The organism is Methylovulum sp., from assembly GCF_028687615.1.
GTDB lineage: Bacteria > Pseudomonadota > Gammaproteobacteria > Methylococcales > Methylomonadaceae > Methylovulum.
Genome location: NZ_JAQTZU010000010.1, coordinates 1 through 20,457 on the forward strand (window position 1 = coordinate 1; position 20,457 = coordinate 20,457).

18 protein-coding genes and 1 pseudogene are annotated in these 20,457 nt (G+C 47.6%); 7 read left to right on the forward strand and 12 right to left on the reverse strand.

Annotated features, from left to right (window positions below; genetic code table 11):
• Positions 1-596: integrase core domain-containing protein (locus tag PHH59_RS07635; RefSeq protein ID WP_300013645.1), on the forward strand; the 596-nt coding region annotated here is incomplete at its 5' end.
• Positions 597-925: 329 nt separating this feature from the next.
• Here the strand turns inward: PHH59_RS07635 and PHH59_RS07640 are convergent.
• The 10 genes and pseudogenes from PHH59_RS07640 to PHH59_RS07685 all read right to left on the reverse strand — a co-directional run bounded on the left by PHH59_RS07640 (position 926) and on the right by PHH59_RS07685 (position 13,199).
• Entirely contained in the window at positions 926-1,795 is an 870-nt protein-coding gene (locus PHH59_RS07640) for a hypothetical protein (RefSeq protein WP_300013648.1), read from the reverse strand.
• An 11-nt stretch (positions 1,796-1,806) separates the two neighbouring features.
• On the reverse strand, positions 1,807-4,986 hold the full coding sequence (locus tag PHH59_RS07645; protein ID WP_300013651.1) for a tubulin-like doman-containing protein: 3,180 nt from the start codon (positions 4,984-4,986) through the stop codon (positions 1,807-1,809).
• 9 nt (positions 4,987-4,995) lie between these two features.
• Positions 4,996-5,802 carry a hypothetical protein gene (locus tag PHH59_RS07650; RefSeq protein ID WP_300013654.1) on the reverse strand — a complete coding sequence of 269 codons (807 nt, stop codon included), beginning with the start codon at positions 5,800-5,802 and terminating at the stop codon, positions 4,996-4,998.
• A 24-nt stretch (positions 5,803-5,826) separates the two neighbouring features.
• Positions 5,827-7,362: a caspase family protein gene (locus PHH59_RS07655; protein ID WP_300013658.1), complete on the reverse strand. Its 1,536-nt coding sequence runs from the start codon at positions 7,360-7,362 to the stop codon at positions 5,827-5,829.
• A 248-nt stretch (positions 7,363-7,610) separates the two neighbouring features.
• The gene (locus tag PHH59_RS07660) at positions 7,611-8,201 is read right to left on the reverse strand and encodes a hypothetical protein (RefSeq protein ID WP_300013661.1); all 591 of its coding nucleotides are present in this window, start codon (positions 8,199-8,201) and stop codon (positions 7,611-7,613) included.
• 22 nt (positions 8,202-8,223) lie between these two features.
• Positions 8,224-8,976, reverse strand: coding sequence for a DUF4384 domain-containing protein (locus PHH59_RS07665; RefSeq protein ID WP_300013664.1), 753 nt, complete (start codon positions 8,974-8,976; stop codon positions 8,224-8,226).
• 112 nt (positions 8,977-9,088) lie between these two features.
• A pseudogene (locus PHH59_RS07670) lies at positions 9,089-9,325 on the reverse strand (transposase family protein); the annotation flags it as partial.
• 317 nt (positions 9,326-9,642) lie between these two features.
• Positions 9,643-12,471 carry an excinuclease ABC subunit UvrA gene (uvrA, locus tag PHH59_RS07675; RefSeq protein WP_300013667.1) on the reverse strand — a complete coding sequence of 943 codons (2,829 nt, stop codon included), beginning with the start codon at positions 12,469-12,471 and terminating at the stop codon, positions 9,643-9,645.
• A gap of 307 nt (positions 12,472-12,778) precedes the next feature.
• Positions 12,779-13,048, reverse strand: coding sequence for a Uma2 family endonuclease (locus PHH59_RS07680; protein WP_300013670.1), 270 nt, complete (start codon positions 13,046-13,048; stop codon positions 12,779-12,781).
• Entirely contained in the window at positions 13,008-13,199 is a 192-nt protein-coding gene (locus PHH59_RS07685; protein WP_300013673.1) for a hypothetical protein, read from the reverse strand. The genes PHH59_RS07680 and PHH59_RS07685 overlap by 41 nt, the downstream gene beginning before the upstream one ends.
• Before the next feature lie 128 nt (positions 13,200-13,327).
• Here PHH59_RS07685 and trxB point away from each other — a divergent pair, with 128 nt between their 5' ends.
• The 4 genes from trxB (at position 13,328) to infA (ending at position 16,070) form a co-directional block, all read left to right on the forward strand.
• A complete protein-coding gene (gene trxB, locus PHH59_RS07690) occupies positions 13,328-14,299 on the forward strand; it encodes a thioredoxin-disulfide reductase (protein ID WP_300013676.1) in 972 nt (323 codons plus the stop codon).
• 68 nt (positions 14,300-14,367) lie between these two features.
• Entirely contained in the window at positions 14,368-15,063 is a 696-nt protein-coding gene (gene aat / locus PHH59_RS07695) for a leucyl/phenylalanyl-tRNA--protein transferase (protein WP_300013679.1), read from the forward strand.
• Entirely contained in the window at positions 15,060-15,761 is a 702-nt protein-coding gene (locus tag PHH59_RS07700; protein WP_300013682.1) for an arginyltransferase, read from the forward strand. The genes aat and PHH59_RS07700 overlap by 4 nt, the downstream gene beginning before the upstream one ends.
• 90 nt (positions 15,762-15,851) lie before the next feature.
• The gene (gene infA / locus PHH59_RS07705; protein ID WP_023494599.1) at positions 15,852-16,070 is read left to right on the forward strand and encodes a translation initiation factor IF-1; all 219 of its coding nucleotides are present in this window, start codon (positions 15,852-15,854) and stop codon (positions 16,068-16,070) included.
• Positions 16,071-16,106: 36 nt separating this feature from the next.
• Here infA and clpA read toward each other — a convergent pair whose 3' ends face one another.
• A complete protein-coding gene (gene clpA, locus PHH59_RS07710; RefSeq protein WP_300013692.1) occupies positions 16,107-18,374 on the reverse strand; it encodes an ATP-dependent Clp protease ATP-binding subunit ClpA in 2,268 nt (755 codons plus the stop codon).
• Positions 18,375-18,383: 9 nt separating this feature from the next.
• Positions 18,384-18,707: an ATP-dependent Clp protease adapter ClpS gene (gene clpS / locus PHH59_RS07715; RefSeq protein WP_300013695.1), complete on the reverse strand. Its 324-nt coding sequence runs from the start codon at positions 18,705-18,707 to the stop codon at positions 18,384-18,386.
• Between the two features lie 191 nt (positions 18,708-18,898).
• Here clpS and PHH59_RS07720 point away from each other — a divergent pair, with 191 nt between their 5' ends.
• Together PHH59_RS07720 and mnmA are read left to right on the forward strand one after the other, a co-directional pair.
• Entirely contained in the window at positions 18,899-19,360 is a 462-nt protein-coding gene (locus PHH59_RS07720) for an NUDIX hydrolase (RefSeq protein ID WP_300013698.1), read from the forward strand.
• Complete coding sequence (gene mnmA, locus PHH59_RS07725; protein ID WP_300013701.1) at positions 19,353-20,456, forward strand: tRNA 2-thiouridine(34) synthase MnmA; 1,104 nt, start codon at positions 19,353-19,355, stop codon at positions 20,454-20,456. The genes PHH59_RS07720 and mnmA overlap by 8 nt, the downstream gene beginning before the upstream one ends.
• Position 20,457 lies beyond the last annotated feature (1 nt).

The following is a 20,457-nucleotide window of genomic DNA, read 5'->3' on the forward strand; positions in this document are numbered from 1 at the left end:
CTGCATTTATGCCCTATGGGTACATCGACATCAAATACCTGCCCCAAATGCCTGACGGGGACAGCCGCCGCTACCGCCTCAAAGCCATTGACCTCGCCACCCGCCGGGTGTTTCTTGCCGTTTACGAGGAGCAGACCTGCGCCAGTAGCGTCGATTTCCTCAAGCGCGTTGTTCGAGCCGCGCCAATGAAAATCGTCAAGCTGCCCACTGACAATGGCACCCAGTTCACCGACCGTTTCACCGGCAAAGGCAAGCAGCCCAGCGGCCAACATGGCTTTGACCAGGCCTGTGCCGGACTCGGTATTGAACATCGCTTAAGTCCACCCCGCCACCCGCAAACCAACGGCATACCCTCTGGGGCACAAGTGGTGGAGCGTTTTAATGGACGGATCAGCGAATTGCTCAAGCAAACCCGGTTTAACTCCGCCGAGGAATTGGAGAAGACCTTGCTCAGCTACCTGGTTATCTATAATCATCATATTCCACAACGCGCCATCAACCATCAAACACCCATGCAAGCCGTCCAAAAATGGCAAGAAGATAAGCCCGAGTTGTTTGTTAAAAAGGATTATGATCAGGAGGGACTTGACAGTTAAGTAATACTTTCCTTAATAAAAACAACTAGACATCCATCCCGACAAGGCAATCCATCTGTGCCTTGTTCCAATGGAAGTGTTGGTTTGGCAGAGTCGATAGCTCGTTGAAGCGTGGCATCTTGTTCTATTTTGCAATTGCCAGTATTTTGCCATATTTTCAACGGGCTATTTTTTTGGCTATGTCACCGTTAATTGTTGAAAAAATTTTATTTTCTGCGAAAAGCCTTATTTCATGCGGATTGTAGTTTTCTCTCAAAGCCGCGTCGTTTAAGGCTTCCATAATTAACGGTGACATAGCCATTTTTTTTGTCATGGATAAGGGGAGAGTTTTACAAACAAAACAACTGATGTTTTTCCAGCGTCCGACGAAAATCTTCCTGCTTACGCAGGTTTTTCAAATCAGAGTCTTTACGCAATATCTCACAATCGTTAAAGCCGAGACTAAGTGCTTTATCCAGCGGCTCCAAGGCGAGATCAGTTTTATTGATGGCTGAGTAATAAGACGCCAGGTTATAAAAAATAACCGAGTCTTTATCGTCGCATTCACTAGCTTTAAGTAAATCTTTTTCAGCCAGATTGAGTTTTTTATCTTGCCAATAAGCGATACCGCGATTCATATAAGCACTAGCAAAACAACGGCCTTTCGCTTCTTCCTGTTTAACGGCGGCATCAAATTCCACCAGCGCATTTTTGATATTTTCACTGCGCGTTTTAGGACTTTGTTTTGCCAATGACACAAACATCATGCCTTGCTTAACATGTTGCTGAGTTTCCAATGAAGGTCCAGGGGCAACCGGTTCGGGTGGTGCAGGAACTACGGGAGCAGCGGGTGGTTGTTCCGGTTCAACGGCGGCAATAGCGGGCGGAGGACTTTCCTGGCTAACATTAGAGGCTTCCATACTAGCCAAATCCATGTCAGCCGATTCGGGTGCCGGTGTATCCGTTCCTCGCATAGCCCATACCAAAATACCGGCTAGACACAAACTCACTATGCCACCGCTGATTGCCATCAAGCGAACCCGTTTACGACGTGCTTGGTCTGTCGCGCTGTTACTGTTAAACCCTTCGGCTTGTAACGCTTGTCTACATTCAGGACATTTGCCATCTTGGGGGATTTCAATTAACTCATTTCTTAATGCCAGATCGCAATTGACGCGATTTGTGCATCTTGCTGTTGCTTGTGCCATTTTAAACTCCAAAAATTAAAAAATCAGGCGGGGCTATCGAGTAACGTGATGGCATTTTTAGTGCTCTCGCGCAATTTGATATAAAAAACATCTTCGACATTATTACCGCGATGCGTTAACACAATTCCTAATTGTTCACGTAATTTAACCTTTAAGGTTTCGCGGTTACTGGCGATCTTGTAATGTTCAGACTTGATCAGCGGATTAACGGCTTTCTCAAGATAAAACACTTGCTCTTCAGTAGCGCTATTGACCGCTTCTTGTAACACGCCGACAGCGACCATATTACTATCGGATGTTACTGTGAACAGCGAAAGTACATCATTCGGATAAAAGTGATATTCAGGCAACCCATCGCTATCCAATGTTTCCAAACGCCAGCGTTGCTTATCGGTGTTAGGATCGTGCTGGATTTGTAGTAATTCCAGTGCCAATGCCAATTGATATAAAGGCAAAATACGCTTGCCCATTTGGTCAGGACGCGGGCGGAATAATTCCGGCAAACGGTCGGCAGGATGATCTTCGATATGCACCTCAAGCCGCGCACGGGTCGGGTTTTGTTGTAGGCGCAAATCATATTTTTCTTTCAGAAATTGCACCGGCTGCAAAAAACGTAGCGGAAAGCCAAACTTAAAACAAACCAATGAAATCTGATTAAGATTACGCGAACTATCAACGATACACATCGTAATGCCGGGGGTTTGATTGCCCATAAACAAACCTGCCAATTCATCACGAAAGCTTTTTACTTCATCGCAACGCGGCAGAATAACCGCCATCACCGCACTGGGAGTAGTGGTGATTTCACTTTGGTTAAAGCGCATAAAGGTTTGGGTGCTGGCAACAATATCGCGAATATAGGTGCGTAATTTTTCCCGATCCTGAAATTGTCCCGCCAAACGTGACACAATATTGGCGCCAATCAAGTGATTATTCAGGCTAGTTGCTTCATCATGCTCCAATTGCGAATTATCACGCGCCACTTGTTCAAGTGTATTTCTTAGGTCACCATGATAGAGCAAGGCGCCGAAATATTTTTCTTTGCTGCGCGAATCAACTTTGTTAGTTTCAGCGGCATTAACAAACTCTGAGCGTGACCGTTGCGCCCATTGTTTTTGCTTGCTTTCCGAGGTCAGCAAGCTACGACAAAACTCCTGCACCTTGTCCGGCTCGTAAAACTTAATCAGATTCTGTTTAATATCGGTACTTTCCCCAGAGCGGCAGGTAGCAGCGCGGCGTTTATCAAAAAATTGCTGTGCGTCTTCGATAGCGCGTTTAAATTCTATAAAATTAACCTGAGTTTTATCACGCAATTCATTTAGACAGCGGAGCAACAGTTGTTCGGCGAAACGCCAGGCGGCATTCCAAGTTTGCAATTCGTAGTATTCCTTCAAGCATTCGGCTTGGCTATCGAAAAGTGCCTCACGTTTTCCCGCCATCTTGCCGAAAATACCGACATTGCCCCAGGCATCCTTGTTTTTGGAGATCAGGTCTAATAATTCGCTACGGCGAATTCCCATTGCCTTCAAACGTTCGGCAATTTTGCCGGTTCTGTTTCTGGTATCTTCGATTAGATCGTTTAGCAGGGTTTGTAAGTCAACAAAACCGTACTCGCCTTCCTGCCATTTTTGATACATCCATGCCTGTACCGCATTACAAACCTCGGCAATGTGGGTATTTTCCCTTCCTAGATCATCCTGTTTGGACTTATAAAAGGTTTCAACACCCGTGTTTCTAAAGTGTTTGTCATAATGTTCCTGAAACGCTTTTTGCAGTAAATCGAGGCGTTCATCGCGTCCGCCTGAAACCGGCACGACCCACGCATTGTTTTTAAGCTCATTCGCCGCTTGCGCCCATTCGCTGCCCAGATCATTCCAATGCGCATTGCTCTCGGTTTCCAGCAAGCCCTCGGATAAGGTAATCTGGTTATTGCTTAATTTCCACGGCCTACGATTAGCCTCTTTTTGGACAAAATCAGCAAAAGACTGGTTTTTAGGTTCGGCACGGAAACGGGTATCGCCAGGCATCCAATTGTTGTATAGCATTTGTAAAATGGCTTGTTCGGCAAAACAGGCGGATAAATGCTCGCGGATTTCCTCGTCTGGAATGACAATTTTTTTCACGCCAAAGGTTTGCAAACGCACGGTGCGCAATTTGAAATTATTGTCGCTGGCTTTGGCTTCATCAGGAATATTAAAATTTTCCAGTGAAATAGCTGATTTAACGTTTTGAGGAATGGAAGCCGCCGGATCGTCCAACAAAAATACCCGCTGATACAGCAATTGTGCAAACAACTGAGTGACTTCTTGCACAGGTATCTTAATGCTGGCTTCGTTGACATTATCCAGAATAAAACAGCCCTGCAAACGGTCTTTTAGCTTGGACGCATTGCCCAAGCTGGTGTTTTCAAAGCGCTGTGTTTGTCTAGTCAAATCAATTGGTGCGAATAAAGGGCCGCCTTTATTCGGGGTTTCGCTGGCATCGGAAACCAGATAAGCATTTAATTCCTGTAATGCAGCGTAACCATTAGCGTAGTAATTGGTTTTTTCGCCATTACTCGCCCAAGGTGAATTTTCTTCAGGTAACAGCAGATATAAAAAGATGGGATAGTGCGAGGAGTTAGGAAATTTGGCGCGTAATTGTGCAATCACATGCAAAAAAGAACCACTACCCGTTCCGCCAGCCAAACCGCTACAAACATGAAATTGCACGCCTTGTTGGGTACTGGCGCTTTCTAGTTGATGTGTAAGTGTCAGTACATGGATGCCAAAATTACTACATTCGGGTTCAAAGAGAGCCACACCCAAGCGGCGAATTTGTCCGCCCGCCGTTTCATTAATATTCATCGACGAAAAAATTTCCGCCCAGTCTTCTTTTTTACCAATATAACGGTGGGTAATCGGATAATTTTGTACGTCATTCAGACGCACACTCAAATTATTTTGTGAAATGGGGAACAGGCTTTCCTTGTTTAAACCAATATCACTACCAATATCATCTTGCGTCCGCCATTGCTCGCTTGCTGCCAAATCCGGCTTGCTAGAATCGACATACAGGTATTTGAGATAAATAGAAGAATCCGGCTTAAAACGCGATTGGTTCGGATCATTACAACGAAACTCCTCGTAAATCGCTTTTCGTAAATTTTTAATTGTTTTACCGCCAGTACCGCCCAAGCCGATAATTAGGTGATTGTTTGACATGGTATGTCTCTATGAGTTTATAGAAGGTGGAGTGTGTGCGGAATGAATGCGAATCTGGCTCAAAGCTGCATAAGCTATCCAGCCCAAACATATCGAGTAACACAAGGCCGTAAATAGAATCAGCAGCACACGGGTGATAAAAATAATGCGGGGAATCTGTGGTTCCAATTCGCGGTAAATTTGCTCGACCGCTAGTTGAATGCCGCGTGTATGCGGATAACTGGTGCCCGGATTAGCCTTGAAATAATTGCTTACATCCTCGCTAACCGCATTCGCCGATATGGCTGGTTTAGTACCGATAATGATGGATAGCAGTGGGAAATTGAAATTAAAGTTTTCAATCGCTGCTTCGGCGGTCATCTGACTCAGTTTGATACGTGTTTCTGTGTGATTCGCTGGAATCTTCTCACCACCTTGTTCCGGCGCTGGATAGGTGGAAAAATCCTCAAGTTTCATGTTTTTAATTTCATGATATTGGCTAGTAAATTGTTTATTCTGCCAAGCTTGACTACTCGCCAGCGCGTCACGCCAATGGGCAATAACCGCTGCAAAAGTCGGCGGCAAATACACGGCAGCAATATAAGTTGGCACAGTAACCGTCACCATCACGGCAAGCAACCCACAAAGGATATGCTGACCCATGCTTAAACGGTAAGGCTTATAAAACAAACGGCCAAAAAAAGTGCACAAAAGCCATAAGATTGAAGCAAGAGCCAGACCTGATAGCAATAACAGCACAAAGTATTTCGGATCGTGATCGATAAGCCTATGGATAGCGTCAGAGAATATCGCAAAAAAATTGACGATATAGTTCATGGTGTTTTCCGGTTGAGGAGTGGGTTATCTCGATAAATCAAAGTTGATACATTCATTGGGAGTACTGATCATTTCTGGGGTTTGTGAACAGTTTTCGAGACTATCGCTAACTACTTTTCTGGTTCTAATCCTTGCGTAATCAAATGCAGGGAATATTTGTCCATGAGAATTTTGCAAACCTTTCGCTAAATAATAAGTAAAATATGAAGTAGGCACTTTATCTGAATCAAATTGAGACTTTTCGTCACCGCTAGTGGCGGTGAGAATGATTTTTCCTTGCTGTTGTCGAATATTGGTATTGCCAAAAGCCGTGCGGAAATTTTCCATCATTTCATAATTATAATTTTCCCCTGACTGTGTTACTTTAAATTTATTTGTATCTGTCAAAAAAAGACTCTTGCTACCTTTACTGTTACATTTTTCCTGATCAGCGATAAGCTGTTGCTGGGTTTTTATACCAGAAAGTGCCGTGTTGTTATAACTACTAGCACTGCACATTTTACCACTACCAATTAAGTCACTTTTATTTTCAGCATTTAAGCTTTGTGAATAGTTTTGTTCACGTTCTACATATTGCGCACCCCCTACAGGATAAGTTAAAGCCCCCAGTGCTGCGCCGCTGTAACATGTATCAAGAACAGCAACGAACTTGTCGGTGTTAATGCCCGTTATAAAATCTTGTATATCATCAAACGACACTGCCGTTTTTAAGGTTGCAATTCGCTGTTTTACTATTTTTATAATGGCATCGTCACCGCTTTCATTCTTATTTATTTTGTCTGCAAGGGCTTGAACATCTTCCGTTTTTAAATCTGATTTAAGGTCGTATGGAATGATCCCCATTTTCCCAAAAGTATTGGGCGGAGTACCATGTGTGCTAATGTAAAACACCACCGAATCATTGGGTGACGCTTTATTCTTCAGTTCTCTCAACGCGTTTAAAATATTGTTTTTTGTTGCTCGCTCGTCTTTAATCAACGTAATGTTTTCTTCTTTAAATCCGCTACTTTTTTTCAACGCATCTTTTATCGATTCAATATCTTTAACGGCTGTTTGTATGCCGCCGATTCCATTTTGAAACTTTGACACCCCGACAAGCAGTGCATACTTTTCGCCTTTGCCACTCAAATTTTGTTGCGGCACATACGATTTAACCAACTTTATTTCTTGTAAATCGCGGGGTGTAACGGGTGAAATGTCCATTGAACTCGTACCGACAACTGTTAAGGCGGTCATGTAGGCTAAATCGACCTGATCTTCATTCAGGTAAGAGCCTTTGAGCTTAATGCGACCAGATTTGTCATAGCCCACAAAACCACCAGGTACACCCGCTTTTTTGATTAGCCTAGAAATCCGTTCACAATCTTCTTCGGCAACTTTAGCTATATCTCCAGGATAAGAAGCAGCGCAACCTTTAGCTTCTTCCTCTTTCGCCAAATCGAGTGCTAAATTGGCGCCTACCGTGGCACAACCTGTTAGCAGTAAGTTACTTGATAAAAAAATCCATATAAGTTGGGTAGTAATTTTTTTTATCAAGAAGGCTTTGGGTACGGCTGGCATAAGAATTCACCATGTAGGTTAAATATTTCCAGCAAATGCTGGATTAATAAAAAGGGCATACTGTGTAGTGTCTGTATGCCCAAGACTTCATATTTTTACTTTCTATTTGGCTTTTTGTTAAATCCGATAAACTTTTTCAGAAACAGTTTGGGTGGATGCTAAACCACATTTGTTAACACCATCATTAGCAACCGTGTAACAGAAATTCAGGACACCTCCTTCAATTTCACTGTTATTAGAAGCGTCAATCAATTTGATTGTCGTGTTATAGACACCTTCTTTATAGGTATGACCCAAGGTAATAAATAATCACCACCACATCCTTTTGTTATTGCCCTACCCGTATTTTTTTCTCCGCCAGAGGTTACATTATTTTTGAATGTAACCTCTTGCTCTTGACCACTTGCACCTGGTGTAGCTAAATCCATTTTAACGGAAATTTTCAAATTTTCTCCAGGGCTGACGACTTGCGCGGGTTGTTGTGCAAATTTGAGTAAAGCTACGGGGTTGCTTGAAGTTGAAGAATAATTCATGCGCCTTTTTACTGACGCACAATCCATTGCAGGTACCGCTTTTTCAGCCGCTTCATCCATAGAAGCCGCCCAAGCGCCCACGGCAGCACCAACCGCCATACCTGCCGCAACGCAAGCAGCAGTATTTTTTCCACCCGTCATCTTATCGCACAAAACACCCGTACCCGCGCCAGCCGCAACACCTGCCAGTATTCCTGTACCGGTAGACCCCATTGCGGTAGAAGCTTGTTGCATCGTTTCGCAACCACTGATTAAAAAAGTGGTAGAGGCAACTAACGCGACGATTTTGTAATTTATTTTTTTCATTATTATTTCCTTTCGGTGATTATTAACGGTGGGTTAAATTGAAATCAACAAACAAAACTTGGCCTTCGTCGAGTGCGGCAGCAGGTACGACTGAATAACTGGCAGGTTCAGCAGAAGTGGTATCTTCCTCGGCAAACATACCCTTAGAACCGGCATTGTGTTTGCTGCGCATACAATCAATACTAGAACCACTTTCTTCGGCGAACATACCTTTACTACCTGCGCCACCACTGTCTGCGCAATCAAAATACCGAGATTGTTCAGTGTAAGCCGCCGTAGTTCCCTTTGCTGAAGGTGTTGGTTCCGAATTGGGTATAGGGAATTTGGCAAGTGCAATAGTGACTTTTTCGTTACTCGGCACATTATCAAAAGCGATTGCGCCATGTGTGGGGATGGTATAAATGTGATTAGGCTCTATCAGGCCTGATGTCTGTCCCTTCGCCGGGTAAAGCGGCGTTTGTTGTCCTGAAGCATCTTGATTCAGGACATACAAATAGCCTTCAGTCTTACTTTTGATTTGCAATTTGATACGGTCACCGCTATGGAAAGTATATCCCGTTGTTACTTTCCGACTACTGCCATCGGCTTCCTGTAAATCAATCCAGTATTGCAAACCGGCATAACTGACTGGGGTTTGTTCAGTTCTATCATTGCGGGCTTGAGAAATAACCCTTGGTTTGGGTCTCGATGTCGTTGGTTTTACTCTGGCAGGCGTTGTATCTGTATTAGCATCTTCATCATTCATCATGACTGATGTGCCTTCATCAGCAAACATAGACTTGGCGCCCGCTTCGGCTAAAGCTAACGTTGGACAAGTTAATGCACACAATGCCGCCGCTAAAATGGCGTTATTGAGAGGTGGCCTTTGCGTCCGGCGCTCCGTGCCGTCAATGATGAATTCCCGCTGGGACGAAGCTTCGAGGCGTTGTTCCGCCGAAACGGGGCCACGCGCCGGCCATCGCCAACGCCTTTTGCAGGATGGTGCTGAGGCGGGCAATCCATTCATGGGCGCGGCCTTGGGACATCCCGAACAGAAAACCCATGACCACCTGTAATGGGTACAACTTGAGGTAAACCAATATGAAAAACAGCCGGTCTTCCGCTGCCCGCAGTGTGGTCGGCACCGCGCCGCCACCGGGCTTGCGCCGCCGTTCCTGGTGGGCGGAGGCGGCCTCAAGGTGTTCTTCCCACGCCTTTTCAAAGTGGCCCGGCAGACCTTCAAATTCAGCGGCATCCAGCCCTGTGAAGCTTCTGAAAACGGAAGGGCAGGTTATGACATTGGCACAAAAAAGCATGGCGTATCAATCTCATTGGGCAAAGGTTTTGGGGCGGGTCCGCTCAATAATGGTGGCTTGGGGGGGGGGAATATAAAAAAACTCAGTTTCAACGTTAATTCGGATAATGTCTAATATTTAGGAAAGATGTCTAATAACTAGACCTGTCAGGTCTTGGTGAGGAAAAACCGCCGCAAATAAGTCCCCGTATGCGAAGCCGGATTTTCGGCAACCGTTTGCGGCGTTCCTTCCGCAACTAACAAGCCGCCGCCATCCCCGCCTTCCGGTCCCATGTCTATCAGCCAATCGGCGGTTTTTATCACATCCAGGTTATGTTCGATGACGATGACGGTGTTGCCGTGGTCGCGCAGGGTGTGCAGCACGGTCAGCAATTGTTTGATGTCGTGGAAATGCAGGCCTGTGGTGGGTTCGTCGAGAATGTACAGGGTTTTGCCGGTGTCGCGTTTAGACAGTTCTTTCGCCAGCTTGACCCGTTGCGCTTCGCCACCCGATAGCGTGGTGGCGTTTTGCCCCAAGGTGATGTAGCTGAGGCCGACTTCCACCAGGGTTTGTAATTTTTTTGCCAGACTTGGCACGGCTTTGAAAAATTCCGCCGCGTCTTCGACGGTCATGTTCAGCACGTCGTTGATGGTTTTGCCTTTGTAGCGGATTTCCAAGGTTTCGCGGTTATAGCGTTTGCCGTTGCACTGTTCGCAATGCACGAAAATGTCCGGCAAAAAGTGCATTTCCACCTTAATCACGCCGTCGCCCGTGCAGGCTTCGCAGCGTCCGCCTTTGACGTTGAAGCTGAAACGCCCTGGCGTGTAGCCGCGTGAGCGGGCTTCGGGCGTGGCGGAGAAAAGCTCGCGTATCGGCGTGAACAAGCCTGTGTAAGTCGCCGGATTCGAGCGCGGGGTGCGGCCTATCGGGCTTTGGTCTATGTCCACGACTTTGTCGAAATGTTCCAAGCCTTCAATCGCATCGCAGGGTGCGGGGATGATGCCCGCGCGGTTGATTAAACGGGCGGCGTGGGCATACAGCGTGTCGTTGACCAGCGTCGATTTGCCGGAACCGGACACGCCCGTGACGCAGGTGAACAAACCCACCGGAAAGGCAATATCGACATTTTTCAGGTTATTGCCGTGGGCGTTGCGGACGATGATTTGTTTGTCGGGGTTGACGGGCGTGACGTTTTTCGGCACGTCTATGCCGGTTTGACCGGACAAATACTGCCCCGTCAACGAATCGGCGTTGCCCAAAATATCCGCCAAGCTGCCTTGGGCGATGATCTTGCCGCCGTGGATGCCCGCGCCTGGGCCAATGTCGACGATGTGGTCGGCGGCGCGGATCGCATCTTCATCGTGTTCGACCACAATGACGGTGTTGCCCAAATCCCGCAAGCGGAACAAGGTGCCGAGCAGGCGTTCATTGTCGCGCTGGTGCAAACCAATGGACGGTTCATCCAGCACATACATGACACCGACCAGCCCCGCGCCGATTTGGCTGGCAAGGCGTATGCGTTGTGCTTCGCCGCCGGACAGCGTGTCGGCGCTGCGGTCTAAGGTCAAATAATCCAAGCCGACATTCACTAAAAATTCCAGACGTTCCTGGATTTCCTTGACGATTTTCACGGCAATTTCGCCGCGTTTGCCCGCCAGATGCAGTTCCGAGAAAAACGCCAGGCTTTTGCGTATCGGCAAGCGGGTGAGTTGGTTGATCGGCAAATCATCGACAAACACATTCCGTGCGGCAATATTCAGCCGCGCACCGTCACAGGCATTACAGACTTTTTGCGATAAATATTTCGCCAGTTCTTCGCGCACCAGGCTGGAATCGGTTTCGTGGTAGCGACGATCCATATTGGCGACGATGCCTTCAAAGACGTGGCGTTTGATTTTTGTCGGCCCCGCCCCGATGGCATATTTGAATTCGATGGTTTCATTGCCGCTGCCATACAAGAGTACATCTTGGATAGTTTTCGGCAATTCGGAATAGGGTATTTCCGGGTCAAAGCCATAATGCGCCGCCAAAGAACAGATGAGTTGGTAATAATAGCCGTTACGCCTGTCCCAACCGCGTATCGCGCCACCCGCTAGGCTGATGTCGGGGTTATGGATAATCAGCGTGGGGTCAAAATGTTGGCGCACCCCCAAACCATCGCAACTGCTGCACGCGCCTTTGGGGTTGTTGAAGGAAAACAAACGTGGCTCCAGCTCGGTCAAGCTGTAGCCGCAATGTGGGCAGGCGTAACGTTCGGAAAACAGCAATTCCGTGCCGCCGTCTTCCAGGCTGGCGGCGATGGCGATGCCATCGGCAATGCGCAAGGCGGTTTCAAACGATTCGGACAGGCGCAGGGCGATGTCGTCGCGGATTTTGAAACGGTCAACAATCACCTCTATCGTGTGTTTCTTTTTTAAATCCAGTGTCGGCGCGTCGTCCAGGTCATACACCACGCCGTCGATACGGGCGCGGATGAAGCCTTGGGCGCGGCAATCGTCCAGCAATTGCACATATTCGCCTTTACGCTGGTTGACGACGGGCGCGAGCAGCATCCAGCGTTGGTCTTGGGGTTGGGCGAGGACTAAATCAACCATTTGGCTAACGGTTTGTGCTTCCAACGAGACTTGATGTTCAGGGCAGCGCGGTGTTCCGGCACGGGCAAAGAGCAGACGGAGGTAATCGTAGATTTCGGTGATGGTGCCGACGGTGGAGCGGGGATTGTGTGACGTGGATTTTTGTTCGATGGAAATGGCGGGGGATAAACCTTCGATATGGTCAACATCCGGCTTTTCCATCATCGACAAGAATTGCCGCGCATACGCCGACAGCGATTCGACATAGCGCCGCTGGCCTTCTGCATAAATGGTGTCAAATGCCAGCGAGGATTTGCCGGAACCGGACAAGCCCGTGATGACGATGAGCTTGTCCCTGGGCAAATCCAGGTCAATGTTTTTTAGATTATGCGTCCGCGCACCGCGTATGCTGATCGTATCCATCAATAAATCCGCCAAATGTAAAGGGTGGCATGATACGTTTAAAAAGGCGTTGTGTGCAAATACATGGAACTTGATGGATTGGACAGGTAGGCTTGGCAAAACGGCTATGGAAAACGTCACCGCCATTAAGTTTACGCGTTAAAATGGCTTTTGGTGATTTTCGAGAAAGAACATACCATCAAAAATCTGATTCGTAGAAAAACTAAAGTCCACGAAAATCACGAAAATCACGAAAAAATAACATGGAGACGTTTTTTCGTGTCTTTCGTGGACAGATTTTTTGGTAAATTCATTGCAGGAAATCACCTTAACTCCATAAGTCCGCCAACGAAAAAGTCACGGCATCAAACGGCGGCACGGCAACGGCGTCATCATCCTTAAGCGTGGCAATCAAAGTCCAGCGGCCTTGTTGCAACTCAAACGCCTCCAAAGTTTGCGCCAACGGATCGACTATCCACACGAATGGTACGCCATAACGGGCATAAATCGGCAACTTCACCACGCGGTCTTTTTGAGCGGTGGACGGCGACAAGATTTCACACACCCAATCGGGGGGCAATATCAAAACGTTGGTCATCGGGAACATTGGGCATCCGCTCACGCCGCCAGCCCGCCAAATCCGGCACGGCGACTTCGACATCACGGATTGCGCTTCGGGTTCTATAAGAGACATCTTTCCTAACCGAGACAAGTTGGGGCTTGATTTCAGGCCAAGCCCGTCTATCCATTCGGTTTGGCTAAACGGTAATTTTCAAATCTGGAAGCTTTTTTGTATAAAGGTCTTAGATATAATTGTCGAAATACGCTTTCACCTGCATAATTTGCTGACTTTCCTTTTTCTTGTAGAGATTTGCCCATGAGTGATTCCAAGCCAACAGATATTAAACATTGCCGCCTGTTGATTTTAGGTTCCGGCCCCGCCGGTTACACTGCCGCCGTTTATGCCGCCCGTGCCAATTTAAAGCCTGTCATGATTACGGGTATGCAGCAAGGCGGGCAACTGACCACCACCACCGATGTCGATAACTGGCCTGGTGATGTCGAAGGTTTGCAAGGCCCTGATTTAATGGAGCGTATGCGCTTGCATGCCGAACGCTTTGACACTGAAATTATTTTCGACCATATCCACACGGCGGATTTATCGGCGAAACCGTTCACCCTAACCGGAGATTCCGGCGTTTATACCTGTGACGCGCTGATTATCGCCACCGGCGCTTCGGCAAGGTATTTAGGGCTGGATTCCGAAGAAGCCTTTAAAGGCAAAGGCGTGTCCGCCTGTGCGACTTGCGACGGTTTTTTCTACCGCAACAAGCCGGTGGCAGTGATCGGCGGCGGCAATACCGCCGTTGAAGAAGCCTTGTATCTCGCCAATATTGCGTCAAAAGTCACGGTCGTGCATCGCCGGGATAAATTCAGGTCAGAAAAAATCCTTTCCGACAAATTATTGGAAAAGGCCAAAAACGGCAATGTCGAAATCGAATGGAACCATGCCCTGGATGAAGTGTTGGGTGATGACATGGGCGTGACCGGATTACGGATTAAAAATGTCGATGACGGATCAGCCAAAGACTTGGATGTGCATGGCGTGTTCATCGCGATAGGCCATACCCCCAACACCAGCATTTTCGAGGGCCAGTTGGACATGGATCACGGTTATATCAAGGTGCACAGCGGCATCCAGGGCAATGTCACGGCGACCAGCGTCGAAGGCGTGTTTGCCGCTGGCGATGTGATGGACTCGGTTTACAAACAAGCCATCACGTCGGCGGGTGCGGGTTGTATGGCCGCCTTGGACGCCGAAAAATATTTGGATGAATTGGCGGGTTGAACACCTTAGCCCCGCTATCGGAAACATTATCGGCGTTTGTCACAGGGGTAGATTGGCATGGCAGATAGATGAAACTGACTATCCTAAATCCGAAAAATCCTGAGCAAGCCTTTCCGTCGGTCACAAAAGCGTTGAAAGAACCGGATGGTTTGTTGGCAATCGGCGGTTGCCTGTCGAAAAAACGCTTGGTCAATGCCTATCGGCAAGGTATTTTCCCTTGGTATAACCCAGGTGAGCCGATTTTATGGTGGTCGCCAGATCCACGCTTGGTGTTGTTTCCCGAAAAATTGCTGATTTCACGGAGTTTACGCAAAACGCAACGGCAACATATTTTTTCGGTGACCCTCGACCAAGCTTTCGATGAAGTCATCAACGGTTGCGCCCAACCCAGGCCAGGGCAATCAGGGACATGGATAACCAAAGACATCAAACAGGCTTATGCTGAATTATTCCGTTTAGGAATTGCCCATTCTGCGGAAACCTGGCTCGATGGAAAGTTGGTCGGCGGGCTTTACGGAATCGCATTAGGCCAGGTCTTTTTTGGTGAATCCATGTTCCACACCCAAACCGACGCGTCTAAAATTGCCTTTGCCGCCTTAGTCGGGCAGCTTAAATCCTGGGATTATCGGTTAATAGACTGCCAGGTGCATTCGCAACATTTGGTCAGCTTAGGCGCAGAAGAAATTCCGCGTGATGATTTTGTGCAATGGCTTGACCACTATTGTGATTTGCCCGCCAGCCCCTTGGCTTGGCGGCCTTTATGAAAAATATCCCTTTATTTGTGACCCAGGAACATCCTTGCAGTTATCTGGAAAATGAAATTGCCCGGTCAGTATTCATACACCCATCCTACGCCATGACTGCCGATTTGTATGGACAGCTTCTGGCACAAGGTTTCCGACGTAGCGGCGACGAAGTTTACAAACCGTATTGCCGGCACTGTACCGCCTGTGTCCCGATCAGATTGGACGTGGTCAAGTTTAAACCTAACAGAAGCCAAAAACGGTGTTGGGGAAAAAACCACGCCACCCAAGTGCAAGTGAAACCGGCAATCTTTGAACAAGCGCATTATGAAATGTACTTGCGTTACCAAGCCAGCCGTCATACGGACGGTGACATGGCGCATTCCAGCCCTGATGATTATATTGGTTTTTTGGGCAGTTCTTGGTGCGACACCCGATTTGTAGAACTGTCGATCAACAACCAATTAGCAGGTATCGCCGTTGTCGATCAGTTTGCTGACGCGTGGTCAGCGGTTTACACCTTTTTTGAACCGTCGTTTTCTGATTACAGCCTCGGCGTTTATGCGGTTTTGTGGCAAATAGAACAAGCCAAACAATCTAGTCGGGAATTTTTGTATTTAGGCTTTTGGATACAGGCGTGTAAAAAAATGGCTTATAAAAGCAATTACCAGCCGATGCAATTATTGCTTAACAAACAATGGACTGAGATGGTTCTTTAAAGCCAAAAAAAACATTTCGAGCCACGCACTTCTGTTGTTAAACACGGGCTTATGTTATAGTGGGGGCTTTTAAATATCGAGGTAATATAAATGGCTAAAGAAGATCAAATTGAAATGGAAGGCAAAGTCATCGACACGCTTCCTAATACCATGTTTCGTGTGCAACTGGAAAACGGCCATATCGTCACGGCGCATATTTCCGGCAAAATGCGTAAACACTATATCCGTATCCTGACTGGTGATAGTGTCAAAGTTGAAATGACCCCTTATGATTTGACCAAAGGCCGAATCTCCTTCCGTATGCGCTAATCCCGCCAGGGATCAGCGCAATCATCCCCATGCCGCTTAACTGTCTTCCGAAACGACCAATTCCTTGCCTTCTATGGCAAAACCCAGTTCGTTGTTTTCCATGTAAATAGTGACATGCCCGCCGTTTGCCAGTTTGCCAAACAACAAATCATTCGCCAGGGGTTTTTTAATTTTCTCTTGTATCAAGCGCGCCATCGGCCTCGCCCCCATTTTGGGATCACAACCATGCTCCGCCAACCATAAACGCGCCTCCGCCTCCAGGGTCAGCGTGACTTGCTTATCCGCCAACAAAGCTTCCAGTTCAAAGATAAATTTGTCAACCACATGCCCGACTATGGAAATGTCCAGCGGTTTGAATTGGATAACTGCGTCCAAACGGTTGCGGAATTCCGGTGAAAAACTTTTTTCTATGACCTTCATGCTGTCGCTGGCATGGTCTTGATGGGTAAAACCAATCGACGCACGGCTACCTTCTTCTGCGCCCGCATTCGTGGTCATGATCATGATGATGTTGCGGAAATCCGCCTTACGCCCGTTGTTGTCCGTCAAGGTGCCATGATCCATCACTTGCAACAACAAATTGAACACATCAGGATGCGCCTTTTCCAACTCATCCAACAACAGCACCGCATGGGGATGCTTGTTGATTTGCTCGGTCAACAAGCCACCTTGGTCAAAGCCAATATAGCCAGGAGGCGCACCTATCAACCGGGATACGGTATGCCGTTCCATATATTCCGACATGTCCAGACGGATCAATTCGACGCCCAGCACTTTTGCCAATTGCCGTGTAACTTCCGTTTTGCCAACCCCCGTCGGGCCAGCGAACAAAAATGAGCCGATAGTTTTTTGGGCGTCCCGAAGACCGGCGCGTGACAATTTGATCGCCGATGCCAGTGCAGAAATCGCTTCGTCCTGACCAAACACCAGCATTTTGAGGTTTTTCTCCAAATTGGCGAGTTTGTCCACATCATTGGAGGAAACTGATTTGGCGGGCACCCGGGCAATTTTGGAAACGATTTCTTCAATTTCGGACGCATCTATCAACTGCTTGCGTTCGGATTCAGCCGTCATGCGTTGTTTCGCACCCGCCTCGTCAATCACATCTATGGCTTTGTCTGGTAAATGCCGGTCAGTGATGTAACGGTCGGACAATTCCGCCGCCAAACGCAGGGCATCGGGCGAGTATTTGACATCATGATGCTCTTCAAAACGCGACTTAAGCCCTTTCAAAATCAAAATGGTGTCGGCAACTGACGGTTCCAAAATATCCACCTTTTGGAAACGGCGGGCAAGGGCATGGTCTTTCTCAAACACGCCACGGTATTCCTGATACGTGGTCGAACCGATGCAGCGTAAATGACCGGAAGCCAAAGCGGGTTTAATTAAATTGGACGCATCCATCACCCCGCCGGATGCCGAACCTGCACCGATGATGGTATGGATTTCATCAATGAAAAGAATGGAGTTAGGTTCTTTTTTCAGTTGGTTCATTAACGCTTTCAGACGTTTTTCAAAATCGCCCCGATACTTGGTACCCGCCACCAACGCGCCCAAATCGAGCGAGTAAATCACGCTTTTCAGCAACACATCGGGCACATCTTCTTCGACGATTTTTTTTGCCAAACCTTCGGCTATGGCGGTTTTGCCAACACCGGCCTCGCCTACCAACAAGGGATTGTTTTTCCGGCGGCGGCATAAGGTTTGTATCGTGCGTTCAATTTCCATCTCGCGTCCAATCAACGGGTCGATCCGGCCTTTCAACGCTTCTTCATTGAGATTGGTGGCATATCTATCCAGCGGGCTGCCTGATTCGGTCTCGGAATTGCCATTATCTGAACTTTGCTCGTGGTTGCCTGGGTTGCCCTGTTCGATTTTAGAAATGCCGTGCGAAAGGTAATTGACGACATCCAACCGCGATATGTCCTGCTTGTTCAGCAAATACACCGCATGGGAATCTTGTTCGCTAAACAAGGCGACGAACAGGTTGGCTCCAGTCACTTCTTTTTTATCTGAAGCTTGGACATGAAAAACCGCACGTTGCAAAACGCGCTGGAAGCCTAGCGTCGGCTGGGTATCGCGCTGGATACCGGGCGGAATCAGGGACATCGTTTCGTCAATAAACTTGGTCAATTGGCTACGCAACAAAGGGATGTTGCAACCACAGGCATTCATAATGGTTTCTGCGGACGCATTATCGAGTAGGCCCAGCAATAAATGCTCAACCGTGATAAATTCATGGCGTTTATCATGGGCATTTTTAAACGCGGTATTTAAGGTAATTTCAAGTTCTTTGCTTAACATAGATGCTCCTTACACGACTTCCATCGAACACAGCAACGGATGTTGGTGTTCGCGCGAATATTCATTGACTATAGTGACTTTCGTTTCGGCAACATCCTTTGTGTACGTCCCACAAACCCCAACCCCTTGCGTATGTATCTGCAACATCACCTGGGTCGCCAATTCCTCGGACATACCAAAAAAATCCATCAACACTTCCACGACAAAATCCATCGGTGTAAAGTCATCGTTCAACAAAATGACTTTGTATAAAGGTGGTATTTGTAACTTGGGCTTGGTTTCCTGAACAACCAAGTCATCATCGTTATCTTGGAATGGATTAAAATCGGACATGGCAACCAAAAAAATAACTTTACGGGTATTAACATAATGCTAAGTGTAGAGTATTTCAAGCTTGTCTACACAACAAATTATCATGACTGCCCTGACGAGGGTAAGTTGTGTGGACAATCGGCAAGCTTTATCAATATCCTGTCACTAAATCGAGTAAAATACTTCATTTAATTCATGCTTGGAGACTATTGATGGTTTGGAAACCCAACGTTACCGTCGCCGCAATTATCGAACAAGACCAACGCTTTTTGCTGGTTGAAGAAGAAACCGCCAATGGCCTGCAATTTAACCAGCCGGCCGGACATTTTGAAGAAAACGAAGACTTGATCACTGCCGTCAAGCGGGAAGTGCGGGAAGAAACCGCCTGGCAATTTGAACCGGAAGCGATAGTCTCCATCCAGCTTTGGCGTAAAAACCCTCACACCACGACCTTCATCAGGGTTTGTTTCGCGGGTTCCTGCCATAGCCATAACCCGCACCAGCCACTCGATACCGGCATCGTCGGCACCCATTGGCTAACCCGTGACGAAATCGCCGCACAGCAACATCGGATGCGCAGCCCTTTGGTGCTGATCGGCGTAGACGAATACCTGCAAGGCGAGCGTTACCCCTTGGCTTTATTAAAATCATTTCTCGATTTGGATCATGAGTAAAAATAGTATCGTCGGCATGTCCGGTGGCGTCGATTCCTCCGTCACCGCCCTGCTGTTGCTGGAACAAGGCCATAAGGTCAGCGGCTTGTTCATGAAAAACTGGGAAGAAGACGATGGCACCGAATACTGCACCGCCATGCAGGATTTGGCGGATGCACAGCAAGTCTGCGACAAGCTCGGCATACCATTAAAAACCGTCAACTTCGCCGCCGAATATTGGGATGAAGTGTTTGAAGTGTTCCTGTCCGAATTCGCCGCTGGACGCACGCCCAACCCGGATATTTTGTGTAACAAACACGTTAAATTTAAAGCGTTTTTAAATTACGCGATTGAAGACTTGGGCGCAGACACCATCGCCACCGGACACTACGCCCGTGTCGCCGAGCGCGACGGCACATTCCAATTGCTAAAAGGCTTAGACCCGAACAAGGAACAAAGCTATTTCCTCTACGCAATGGGACAAAAAGCCTTATCGAAAACCCTGTTCCCCATCGGGCATTTGCACAAACCGGAAATCCGCGCCTTGGCAAAAAAAGCCGGTTTCGACAACCACAAGAAAAAAGACAGCACCGGCATTTGCTTCATCGGTGAGCGCAAATTTAAAGAATTCCTGCAACGCTACTTGCCCACCCAACCCGGCGAAATGCGTACTCCTGAAGGCCAGTATATCGGTAAACATCACGGCTTGATGTACTACACCTTTGGGCAGCGGCAAGGCTTAGGGATAGGCGGAGTCAAAGATGCGCCGGATGAGCCGTGGTATGTGTTGGAAAAAGACTTAGAGAACAATGTGCTGATCGTCGGCCAAGGCCATGACCATCCGCTGATGCTGCACAACAGCCTGGAAGCAGGGCAATTGGATTGGTGTAGCGGCAAACCCTTGCTTGAACCGCTACGTTGCACCGCCAAAACCCGTTACCGCCAAGCTGACCAAGCTTGTTATCTTGAGCCATTGCCAGACGGACGCTGCAAAGCCGTGTTTGATGAACCGCAACGGGCGATTACGCCTGGGCAATCGGTGGTGTTTTATGACGGCGAGGTGTGTTTGGGTGGCGGGATTATTGAATCTAAATCAAACACAACGAGTGGCTTTTAGC